This window comes from Proteus sp. G2673 (genome assembly GCF_009915125.1).
GTDB lineage: Bacteria > Pseudomonadota > Gammaproteobacteria > Enterobacterales > Enterobacteriaceae > Proteus > Proteus penneri.
The window spans coordinates 25908-37700 of sequence record NZ_JAABLT010000003.1; the positions used below are offsets into that span (position 1 = coordinate 25908).

The following is an 11793-nucleotide window of genomic DNA, read 5'->3' on the forward strand; positions in this document are numbered from 1 at the left end:
GTGAGCTACCAAAATTATGTCAGTAGAAAAGAGGGAAAAGAACTAGGTGGAGATTATGTTGCCAAAGTTCGTGAAAAATTCCCATCAGCTGTTCTTGATGAAGAGCGACAAACCGCTGATCAATTGACGATAACAGTAAAAACGGAATCACTTCCTGAAGTGGTGGAATACCTGTATTACGGTTTAGGCGGTTGGTTACCTGTTTTATTCGGTAACGATGAACGTAGTTTAAACGGAGACTATGCTGTTTATTACGCATTATCAATGGAAGAGGGTGAAAAATGCTGGGTTGTTGTAAAAGCCCATGTTAGCCCAATCACTTTAGAATTCCCATCAGTGACACCGCGTGTACCCGCTGCCGTGTGGGGGGAACGTGAAATTCGTGATATGTATGGTCTTATCCCTGTTGGTCTACCTGATGAACGCCGTTTAGTGCTTCCAGATGACTGGCCTGAAGAAATGTATCCATTGCGTAAAGATGCGATGGATTATCGCCAACGCCCGACACCAACGACAGAAGTTGAGACTTACCCTTTTGTGAATGAAGGTAAGCAAGACGCACGTGTTGTACCAATCGGCCCTATGCACATTACTTCGGATGAACCTGGACACTTCCGCTTATTTGTAGACGGTGAAAATATTGTCGATGCTGATTACCGTATGTTCTATGTTCACCGTGGTATGGAAAAGCTGGCTGAAACCCGAATGGGTTATAACGAAGTGACATTTTTATCAGATCGCGTGTGTGGTATCTGTGGTTTTACTCACAGCGTGGCCTATGTGACTTCTGTTGAAAATGCGTTAGGCATTGAAGTGCCTCGTCGTGCGCATACCATTCGTTCTATCTTATTAGAAGTTGAGCGCCTTCATAGCCATTTATTAAATATTGGTTTAGCGAGCCACTTTACAGGTTTTGATACTGGCTTTATGCAATTCTTTCGTATTCGTGAAAAATCAATGCAGATTGCAGAAATGCTCACGGGTGCGCGTAAAACCTACGGCTTGAATTTAATTGGGGGTATTCGTCGCGATATCTTAAAAGATCAGCGCCTTAAAACTATTCAATTAATAAGAGAAATGCGTCGCGAAGTGACTGAACTTGTCGATGTTCTTCTCACTGCTCCTAATATGGAACAACGTACTGTTGGTGTGGGTATCTTAGACAAAAAAGTGGCTCGTGATTTTAGCCCTGTCGGCCCAATGATAAGAGCAAGTGGTTTTAAACGTGACGTACGTTTTGACCACCCATTTGCCGATTATGGCAATCTTCCTTTGACTCTCTTTAGTTATGAAGGTGGTGACGTATTCTCCCGTGTGATGGTACGAATTAAAGAAGTTTTAGATTCAATGGCAATGATTGAATACGCCTTAGATAACCTGCCTGAAGGCCCGCTATTAACGGAAGGCTTCACTTATCAACCTTATAAATTTGCACTGGGCTTTACAGAAGCACCACGCGGTGAAGATGTTCACTGGAGTATGTTGGGTGATAACCAAAAACTCTTCCGCTGGCGTTGCCGTGCAGCTACTTATGCTAACTGGCCTGTATTACGTTATATGTTGCAAGGAAATACTGTATCCGATGCGCCATTGATTATCGGTAGCCTTGACCCTTGCTATTCCTGTACTGACAGGGTAACGCTCGTCGATGTGAAAAAACGTAAATCTAAAACAGTTTCTTATAAAGAAATTGAACGTTACAGCATTGAACGTAAAAATTCGCCGCTCAAGTGAGGGAATGAACGATGTTAAAATTGTTTAAAACCATAATCAAAACAGGCGAAGCAACGACCAAATATCCGTTTAAGCCCCTGGATTTACCTGATGGTTTCAGAGGAAAGCCTGAATATGATGCAGAGCAATGCATTGTCTGTGGTGCTTGCACCGCAGCATGCCCTGCTAATGCGTTAACGATGGAAACGAATTTGGAAACAGGCGAGCGTCATTGGCAATTATTCATTGGTCGCTGTATTTATTGCGGTCGTTGTGAAGAAGTTTGCCCAACAAGAGCGATTGTTTTATCCGATATGTTTGAAACGGCAGTAACGAAAAAATCAGACCTTTATATTAAAGGAACGTTTAAGTTATTGAATTGCCGTGAATGCCATCAACCCTTTACGCCGAGAAAATCAGTTGACTATGCGATGGCGCTATTAGTGCAATCAGGTTGGGATGAGCAAACCGTAGAAGCCATGCGACCACAATTTGAAACTTGCCCTGAATGTAAGCGTAAACATAACTTATTATCTGATGGCCGTGAAAATATTAGTATGGGCGAGATCGGGAGTACAATAAAATGAGTCTACCAGAAATTCCCATTAATCATCATGTTAGCCAACCTATCACCCTTGATGATCAGGTTAAAAAGCTAAAACAGACATTGTTGAAAGATATTCAACGTTCAGCTTATGTTTATCGTGTTGACTGTGGTGGTTGTAATGGTTGTGAGATTGAAATTTTTTCTGCAATTACACCAGTTTTTGATGCTGAACGTTTTGGTATCAAAGTGGTCGCCTCGCCTCGTCACGCTGATATTTTATTATTCACTGGCGCAGTAACGCGCCAGATGCGTGTTCCTGCATTACGTGCTTATGAATCAGCGCCCGATCCAAAAATTTGTATCTCTTATGGTGCTTGTGGCTGTGGTGGCGGTATTTTCCACGATCTGTATTGTGTCTGGGGTGGGAGCGAATCTATCGTGCCTATTGATGTTTGGATCCCTGGTTGTCCCCCAACGCCAGCAGCAACAATTTATGGTTTTGCTGTTGCACTAGGTTTGTTAGACCAAAAATTAAAAGGCGAATCGCATATTGAAGTAGAGAATGAAAAAGCATCTCTCATTTTGCCTTCTATTCCTTTAGATGCTCGAGTGATGATTGAGCGTGAGGCTCGTCGTCTTGCGGGTTATTATCAGGGGAGACAAATCAGTGATCATTTTCTCACCTTATTAGAAGGTGCCACAATTCAAGAAGTGAGTGGCCGTGTTGATGAATGGTTACGACAAGCTAACGATCCTCGCTTATCAGAGATTGTGAAACGCTTGGTTTACTCTTTAAGCCAAGGAGGCATATATGCCTGATGACGCTAAAGTTTACTTTTGGTCATTAAGACAAAAGTTTGTAGATAGTGATGATGATATTCCTGAACAAGCACAACAGGTGATGTATTACTCGCTCGCAATTGGCCACCATGTGGGAATGATCGACTGTTTAAAAACAGAGCTAGTCTGCCCTTTAGAAAAATATAAAGCATGGATTGATTTATTACCTGAAGGTGAAGCCAAACGCAAAATGCAAGGATTACTGACATTTGGTGAAATCAATATTAATTCAGAGCATACTCACTTATTAGCGTTAGCATTTGATCCAATTATGAAAAATGACGATCCTATTTTTAGTGAGTGGAGTCAAACACTGATTAAATTACTGGGTGAGATCCATGCAGAACCTGCTATTTATTTGATTGTGAAGAGAAAACCATGAGTGAAGCAATGGCAGCACCTAAAGTGGTATTAACGGTTGGCAACAGTATGATGGGCGATGATGGTGCAGGCCCTCTGCTTGCTGAATTAATGGAAACAAACCCAATTGATGGATGGATTGTTATCAATGGGGGAAGTGCGCCTGAGAATGTTTCTTACCAAGTAAGAGAGCTACAACCGCAATGTGTTGTCATTGTTGATGCTGCTGACATTGGTTTAAAACCAGGTGAGATTAGGGTGATAGACCCTGATTATATAGCGGAAATGTTTATTATGAGCACTCATAATATGCCGCTGAATTTTCTTATTGATCAATTAAAAGATGATATTCCAGATATTACGTTCTTAGGGATCCAACCCGATCTCGTTGGTTTTTATTATCCAATGACTGAAGCGGTAAAGAATGCTGTTGATGAAGTGTATCAAGGGCTCAAGTCTTGGCGAGTTGATTACTTTCCAGAACTTGAAGTCTGCGATGAAGATGAAGAAGAGATTGAAGAATAAGAGTATAACAAAACAAGTATCCTAATATTATTGATATAAATAAAGACTAAAACATCCGCTTAGCGGATGTTTTTCGTTAATGAACAAAACGCTCATCAATAACATTTATTTTCTACACTAACCTTAATTTTTCCTTTAGTCCTTTATTTTAAAAAACAAACCACCTTAACCCTTTCTTCATAAGAGATAAAAAGAAGTTAATTATAATTAACCTCGTTAAATATCAGTTTTACCTTTAATTAGTTAAAAATTAAATTTTAATTAAGAATTAATTAAGACGGTTCTATTATTTTATTACTCTTTTTTAATTTTTAAGATTAACTATTTAGAGGGAAAATTCTTAGCTAATAATATAAAAGGTTGGTTATGTTTTCTTCTCTACCTCAACTGAGTATTGTGGTCGCCGTTTATAATGGTGAGATGTTTTTATCTCAGTTTTTCAATGGGTTAAAGTCTATTAAATTGAATAACTGGGAGCTTATTTTAGTTAATGATGGCTCTAGAGATAACTCACTTAAAATATTACAAGAATGGAAAGAAAGATTTCCTCAAGTCACTATTATTGATCAGGAAAACCAAGGCGTTTCTGTTGCTCGTAATGTTGGATTCAATATTTCGAAAGGGCAATATATTGCTTTCCCAGATATTGATGATGTAATTCATCCTAATATGTATGATAGAATGATTAATATAGCTAAAGATGATAATTTAGATATTCTAACCTGTAACGGTAATTATGTTTACGCAGACGGAAGGCCTTCACGTCCTATTTTCCCTTCAAATAGATTACGTTCTACGGGCGTTTTAACTGGGCCACAATGGCTAGAAATAGCATTGGATTCTAAGAAATTCTTACATGTCACTTGGTTAAATATTTATCGACGTGAATTTCTACTTGCTCATGGTTATTATTTTGAACCCGGTTTACATCATCAAGATATTCCGTGGACAACAGAAGCATTATTAACGGCTAAACGCGTTAAATATATTGATGAGCGTTACTACGATTACTTTATTCACTCTGGTTCTGTTTCTCATGCAACGCCTAATGACACTATTCATGTTAGAACAATTCATAATTACATGAAAATATTAGAAATGCTTGATGCTATTAATCAAAAATATAAAGATGTGACTCAAAATATCAATGCATGTTATTGGCAAATCGCAAAAGAAGGTTTGGGAATTATCCATTCAATTGATTCTATTCAGTCTATTGAAGTTAAAAAACAGATGGTTAAAGAGTTTTTTGATAGAGGAATATGGTCACTAATTTGGAAAAATGCGAAAAATTTTAGATTACGTTGGCGTTTAGGGCGACGCTATTTTAAATTAAAAAGAATATTAAATTCATAAATACAAGAAGGGCGCAATGATGTGCCTTTTTTATTTTTAATGCATATTAAATAAAATGAAATAATCTAATTTCGTTAAAAAGTCACTTTATTTCGTTTTACGCTCACTGATAAATTCAATGATAAATATATAACTTATTTATTAGAAAAATACTGTGCACTTGCTAGAAGTTTGCCATAATGAGTATTACTGCTTAATAAAAGTTTATGTAAAATCAATAAACTGTCGAATATTATTCGAGTAGTTGAATAAAAAAACTTATTATGATGTCACTGGTTTAACCTTTATCTGCAACAATTGCAGAGTATCATAATCATCATTGTTATTTATCTTGTTTCAGCCTCTTTATCTTATTTAGATAGAGACTGGTGATAAGTCATATCTAAAAAATCGGAGAATGTTTTATGTCTATTCGGTTTGGTTGGCGTCAGTCATTAGTAACGTTAACTTGCTTAGCCGCGTTAAGCGTTCCTTTTGCATCATCTGCTCAAACGTTAAAACTGGCTATTGGTGAAGAGCCAACAGAGGGCTTCGACCCAATGTTAGGGTGGAGTCATGGTAGCTATTTACTTCTCCATAGCCCATTGTTAAAGCAAAATGCGGATCTCTCTTGGTATAGCAATATGTTAAGTGACTACCAGCCAAGTGAAGATGGCAAAACATGGAAATTAACATTAAAGCCAGATTTAAAATTCTCTGATGGCTTACCGCTTACTGCAAAAGATATTGTATTTACCTATAACAATGCGGCTGCAAGTGGCGGTAAAGTTGATATGGGTAACTTCCTTTCTGCAAAAGCTGATGATGACTTACATGTCACTATTACATTGAAAGCACCACAAAGTACTTTTGTGAACGTACTGGGTTCTTTAGGTATTGTTTCTGCTGATAAGTATGATGAAAAAACTTACGCACAAAAGCCAATTGGTGCAGGCCCTTATCGCATGGTAAGTTTCCAGCCAGGTCAGCAATTAATTGTTGAAGCTAACCCTTATTATGCGGGCAAGAAAAATGATTTTGAAAAACTGATTTTTGTTTTCCTTGATGAAGATGCCGCTTTTGCAGCTGCTCAAAGTGGACAATTAGGTATTGTGCGTATTCCACCAGCAACGGCTGCAATCGCTAAAAATTTACCCAATACCAAATTGTGGGAAAGAGCAAGTGTTGAAAACCGCGGTATTGTTTTTCCAATGGTAAAATCAGGCGAGAAAAACGCTCAAGGTTATGATATTGGTAATGATATCACCGCAGATATCGCTATTCGTAAAGCAATTAACTATGCTCTTGACCGTAAATTGTTATCAGAGCAAGTACTTGATGGTTATGCGGTTCCTGCATATACCGGTGTAAAAGGTTTGCCTTGGGATCAAACAGACGCTGCTTTCGAAGATGGGGATGTTGAAAAAGCGAAGCAAATTCTTGAAGATGCTGGTTGGAAACTCAATAAAAATGGTATTCGTGAAAAAGACGGCTTAGAAGCGAAATTGACCTTATGGTATACCAGTGGTGATGCAACTCGTCGCGATTTAGCCGAGTCAATTCGTGCGCTAGTGCAACCTCTCGGTATTCAAATGGATCTTAAATCAGGAAGTTGGGATACCGTAGAGCGCTATATGCACTCAAATCCAACTTTATTTGGTTGGGGAAGTCTTGATCCTATGGAGTTATATCATCACTACAGCGAAAATGCGGCGGGTGTTGGTTATTATAATCCGGGTTATTACAAAAACCCTGAGGTTGAAAAACATCTGCAAGCTGCACTCGATGCCCATACATGGCAAGAAGCCGTTCCTCATTGGAAAGCGGTTGAGTGGGATGGTAAAAATGGCGTTGGTGTGAAAGGTGACGCTGCTTGGGCTTGGCTGATGAATGTGCAACACACTTACCTGACTAACCCTTGTGTTGATTTGGGGACAGGAACGCCGGAAATTCATGGTTCATGGTCATTATTAAATAGCGTAGATACTTGGAAGTGGACTTGTCAGTAATACGTCAAAGTGCAGGTTTTTTCCTGCGATTACTCTGCCTGCTGTTGGTAACAACAGCAGGTGTTTTTATTTTATTAAGTTTCTCACCGATCGATCCCATCAAGGCGTATATCGGTAGTGATTTATTGAATGTTCCTCCTGAGCAATATCCTTTAATTGCAGCACGTTGGGGTATTGACCAACCTTTATGGATGCGATTTTGGCTCTGGTTTAGCCAAATCATTCAAGGGGATTTTGGTTATTCCATGTTGTATAACATGCCTGTTATTGATGTTATTCGCGAACGGGCGGGGCCTTCATTTATCTTGCTCTTTTCAGCGTGGATGTTTTCTGGCGTTATTGGTGTTGTGATGGGATTAGTTGCGGGTCGATATCTTAACCGCTGGCCCGATCGAATTATTTCTACACTCTCTTATTTGTTAGCCTCTTTACCAACATTCTGGGTGGGATTACTGCTGTTATCACTGTTTTCTGTCACCTTACACTGGGCGCCAATTTGTTGTGCTTGGCCGATGGGAAGTAGTGCCGAAACCGCAACGTTAAGCCAGCGTTTTTCCCATCTTATCTTACCTATGATTGCTCTTGGATTATTAGGCACTGGGAATATCGCACTGCATACTCGCGCGAAAGTTGCCGAAGTGATGGGCAGTGAATTTATCCATTTTGCTAAGGCTCAGGGTGATAAGGGGTGGGCTATGATGCTATTTCATGTTCTACGTCATGCCATTACACCTGCACTTTGTTTACAGTTTGCATCTATTGGTGAATTACTTGGTGGTTCTCTTTTAGCTGAGAAAGTTTTTGCTTACCCAGGATTAGGGCAAGCTACCGTTGATGCAGGATTGCGAGGTGATATTCCTCTATTAATGGGAATTGTTGTCTTTAGTACTATTTTGATTTTCTTTGGTAATAGCATTTCTAACGGGTTATTACGACGTATTAATAAAGGAATTTTGCGAGACTCATGATTTACGATCCAAACAAGCCTTTATTGAAACTTTTATTCGTGACTCTCGCCTTGATTGGGTTAGTCACTTATGGTTTTTCTATTTCTCATACTGATATTGCAATGGATTTTTTGGCCAGAAACCAAGCACCTTCAGAACAATATTGGTTTGGTACTGATAATTTAGGTCGTTCTTTGTGGCTACGCTGTTTTCAAGGCATGTTAAGTAGCTTAAATATTGGGGTGACAAGTGCGGTTGTTAGTGGTGCTATCGCTCTCATTTTCGCGGGTATTTCGTCAATTAATCGTTATTGTGATTTCTTTGTTAGAGGTGTTGTTGATGCGCTTTTAGCATTACCTCATTTATTACTACTAATTTTGATTTGTTTTACTTTAGGTGGTGGGCAACAAGGGGTAATTTGGGCTGTGGCATTAACTCATTGGCCTAAGCTTGCGTTGATTTTACGTGGTGAAATTCAACGTATTCGAGAGGCGGATTACGTCATGCTATCACGTCGTATTGGCAATTCACCTTTTGAGTGTGTAAAAAAACACTATATTCCCATGTTATTACCGCAGTGGATTGTAGGAACCTTATTGATGTTTCCTCATGCCGTATTACATAGCGCAGCGTTAAGTTTTTTGGGGTTTGGGCAAGCGGCGCATGAGCCATCTTTAGGTTTGTTGCTATCTGATGCACTGCGTTATTTAAGTACAGGCTCTTGGTGGATGGTGGTATTTCCGGGATTAATTTTGATGTGCTTGGTCTTGATTTTCGATCAATTTGCTAAGGCAATGCAACAACTGTGGTTAAGAGGGGCAGGATGTTAAGTTTTGAACAGCTTTCCATTGATATTGCACAATTTCGCTGGTTGGGAAAACGAAATTGGCAACCGTTGCTAAAATCAATCTCTCTGGATATTAAACCGGGTAAAATGTTGGCATTAGTGGGGGGAAGTGGTGAAGGTAAAAGTTTGCTATTACAAAGTGCATTAGGGCTTTTACCTGCCAATATGCGTGTACGAGGTTCGATTAAACTTAATGGCCACGCATTAAGTGAGCGAGAACTGATTGCTTATCGAGGAAATACTTTCTGCTATATTCCTCAGGGAGTCACTGCACTTAATCCTTTGATTTGTATCGGTGATCAACTCAGTCGCTCTGCGCGTTTAAGTGGTGCAGACGTTACGTCAGATGATATTGTGCAGCAATTGGGTCTGTATCATCTTTCTGGATCGTTAGTTAAAACGTATCCAGCAAAACTATCTGGTGGAATGGCAAAACGCGTATTAGCCTGTAATGCAACACTTTCTAATGCACAATATATTCTGGCTGATGAAATTACCTCATGGCTTGATGATGAACATGCTTGTTTGTTATTAGGGCACTTAAGAGAATTATGTAATCAAGGTAAATCAGTGCTTTGGGTTACACATGATTTAGCCTTAGCAGCACGATTTGCGGATACAATAGCCGTGCTTAATCAGGGTGAGGTTAACGAAATTATCCCTGCTAATGTGCTTAATCGTCATGAAGGTAGTGAGTGGTTGAAGACACTCTGGAATGCATTACCTGAACAACAATTTATAAATACCAAAGAAGCATCACTTAATTCATTATAATATGGTGTTCTTAAGTCTTACTTTTATACATTTCATTTGTTATTTCTGGAGTTATCTTTATGCCACTTTTAGAGTTAAAACAATTATCTGTGGAGCAAGCAGGTAAGGTGTTATGGCAAGATCTCTCCTTTTCGTTAGATGCGGGAGAGCGACTCGGTATTTCAGCACCAAGTGGTACAGGGAAAACGACATTAGGTCGTGTTTTAGCGCAGTGGCAAGCACCAACTCAAGGTTCAATTCTTATTAATGGTAACCCATTGTCTAGAAAGGGTTATTGTCCCATTCAATTAGTTCCTCAACATCCTGATAAATGTTTTAATCCTTTTCGTTCGACAGGTGATAGTGTCCGTGATGCATGGCACCCTGATGATAGTTGGTTAGAAAAGTTAAAAATAAAATCAGAGTGGCTAACTCGTAGGCCTAATGAATTATCAGGTGGTGAATTAGCGCGTATTGCATTATTAAGGGCGCTCGATCCGCGTACTCAACTATTAATTGCGGATGAAGTCACGGCACAATTAGATGCGCAAACCCAAGCTGATATTTGGAAAGTTTTAATCGATGAAAGTCAAAAAAGACCTTTAAGCTTGATTATCTTTAGCCACAACAAAGCACTACTTGAAAAGGTTTCGACTAAAGTATGGTGGGTGGATAAAGAAGAACATTTCTACGGTTAGAATAGATAATTATTAAGCTTAATAAAAAAAGCTTCCTATATTTTTATAGGAAGCCAAATAATACTGCTAAAGTTAACCCCAAATATAATAACAAGGAATTAGAAACGATAAGTGTAGCTTACGCCAAACTGCATATCGTGATTGCGATAAGTGGTCATTCCCCAATCTGCTGATGTATTAATGGAAGATTGTTTATCTAATTGATAAGTCAATCCTACTTTGGCAAATGGGCGTTGTTTTAACTGCTTTTTATTTTCTGAATAATCAATGTGTTGCTGACCTAAATAATCAATATGGCTACGGAAATCGCCTTGATGGTGTGATAAATTCCACAGTAAGCCCGCTTTAGTATTCAATATGAAAGATGAACCTAATAAGTAGTCCATACCTAGTCCCATTTTGGCTAATAGTGAGTGCGTTTTAAGTGCATCATAATGTGCTGCAAATTGTGCATTTTGAGTTTCACTATATGCTGAACGAGAAACTTGGTTAAATGTTAGTCCAATAAATGGGGTAAGCATTAAATCATCTGCCAATGAATAAGGATAATAACTTTGTAAATCAATATGATATCCAGAGATCCTAGCGTTGCCTTTACCTGCTTCTGTATCTTCTAATACTTGTCTTTCGATGGATATTTTACGATTTAAGTAAGCACCTTTTAGCGACAGGTGTAATGCATTGCTCTTTAACTCAGGATTGAGTGATGGTATTAAATCTAAGCTAAAACCGATTAAAGGTAATGCATAACCTTGATATTGATAGCCTTTAGGTAATGAGGAATAGACATCAGTATCAATGGCAAGGCCGATAACCAATGGAATATGGTTAACATCAAAACGATAGGCTCCACTTAACCCAGTTTGGGTTGCATTAGCTTTATTTACGTTTTGATAGTGTGCAAAACCACTGATACAGGCTTTTTCAGTACCAACAGAGCAAGTTGCAGAAGCTAAATAATGCAGTTGCCCTTGCTGCATATCCATAAGCTTATAGCCGTTTTCAGCCATCAATTGCATTGATTTATAGGTATTTTCAATGTCGATAGGTTTGCTGATAGTAATCGATGGTTTTGCCGTTTCTTTCTCTTTTGCCTTTTCTTTAGCGCGTTGTGCTAGTTCATCTTCTACAGGGGTAAGTTCTTTAGCTTCAGCACCAGCTTTAGCTTTATCGGCTTGCTCTTTGTCTAAGCGCGCTTGTTCTGCTTTAGCTTTATCAG

Annotated in this window: 12 protein-coding genes; 11 read left to right on the plus strand and 1 reads right to left on the minus strand. The window is 38.9% G+C overall.

Going from position 1 to position 11793, the window contains the following annotated elements; genetic code table 11:
* The 11 genes from GWI59_RS00665 (at position 1) to GWI59_RS00715 (ending at position 10574) form a co-directional block, all read left to right on the plus strand.
* Positions 1-1734 carry a hydrogenase large subunit gene (locus GWI59_RS00665; RefSeq protein ID WP_109848206.1) on the plus strand — a complete coding sequence of 578 codons (1734 nt, stop codon included), beginning with the start codon at positions 1-3 and terminating at the stop codon, positions 1732-1734.
* Positions 1735-1745: 11 nt separating this feature from the next.
* Positions 1746-2300 (plus strand): hydrogenase 4 subunit H, encoded by a 555-nt coding sequence (hyfH, locus tag GWI59_RS00670; protein WP_006536159.1) that lies wholly within the window; start codon positions 1746-1748, stop codon positions 2298-2300.
* On the plus strand, positions 2297-3079 hold the full coding sequence (locus tag GWI59_RS00675; protein ID WP_072064386.1) for an NADH-quinone oxidoreductase subunit B family protein: 783 nt from the start codon (positions 2297-2299) through the stop codon (positions 3077-3079). Before hyfH ends, GWI59_RS00675 begins: the two co-directional genes overlap by 4 nt.
* Positions 3072-3482 carry a formate hydrogenlyase maturation HycH family protein gene (locus tag GWI59_RS00680; protein ID WP_006536157.1) on the plus strand — a complete coding sequence of 137 codons (411 nt, stop codon included), beginning with the start codon at positions 3072-3074 and terminating at the stop codon, positions 3480-3482. The genes GWI59_RS00675 and GWI59_RS00680 overlap by 8 nt, the downstream gene beginning before the upstream one ends.
* Entirely contained in the window at positions 3479-3985 is a 507-nt protein-coding gene (gene hycI / locus GWI59_RS00685; protein ID WP_006536156.1) for a hydrogenase maturation peptidase HycI, read from the plus strand. Before GWI59_RS00680 ends, hycI begins: the two co-directional genes overlap by 4 nt.
* Positions 3986-4351: 366 nt before the next feature.
* Complete coding sequence (locus GWI59_RS00690; RefSeq protein ID WP_006536155.1) at positions 4352-5341, plus strand: glycosyltransferase; 990 nt, start codon at positions 4352-4354, stop codon at positions 5339-5341.
* A 404-nt stretch (positions 5342-5745) separates the two neighbouring features.
* Positions 5746-7329: an ABC transporter substrate-binding protein gene (locus tag GWI59_RS00695; protein ID WP_109848208.1), complete on the plus strand. Its 1584-nt coding sequence runs from the start codon at positions 5746-5748 to the stop codon at positions 7327-7329.
* A complete protein-coding gene (locus GWI59_RS00700; RefSeq protein ID WP_072064383.1) occupies positions 7314-8297 on the plus strand; it encodes an ABC transporter permease in 984 nt (327 codons plus the stop codon). The genes GWI59_RS00695 and GWI59_RS00700 overlap by 16 nt, the downstream gene beginning before the upstream one ends.
* The gene (locus tag GWI59_RS00705; RefSeq protein ID WP_072064382.1) at positions 8294-9106 is read left to right on the plus strand and encodes an ABC transporter permease; all 813 of its coding nucleotides are present in this window, start codon (positions 8294-8296) and stop codon (positions 9104-9106) included. Before GWI59_RS00700 ends, GWI59_RS00705 begins: the two co-directional genes overlap by 4 nt.
* The gene (locus tag GWI59_RS00710) at positions 9100-9897 is read left to right on the plus strand and encodes an ATP-binding cassette domain-containing protein (RefSeq protein WP_006536149.1); all 798 of its coding nucleotides are present in this window, start codon (positions 9100-9102) and stop codon (positions 9895-9897) included. Before GWI59_RS00705 ends, GWI59_RS00710 begins: the two co-directional genes overlap by 7 nt.
* Before the next feature lie 59 nt (positions 9898-9956).
* Positions 9957-10574 (plus strand): ATP-binding cassette domain-containing protein, encoded by a 618-nt coding sequence (locus GWI59_RS00715; RefSeq protein WP_109848210.1) that lies wholly within the window; start codon positions 9957-9959, stop codon positions 10572-10574.
* A 98-nt stretch (positions 10575-10672) separates the two neighbouring features.
* Here the strand turns inward: GWI59_RS00715 and GWI59_RS00720 are convergent.
* A partial coding sequence (locus tag GWI59_RS00720; RefSeq protein ID WP_237584851.1) for an autotransporter domain-containing protein occupies positions 10673-11793 on the minus strand: 1121 nt, incomplete at its 5' end.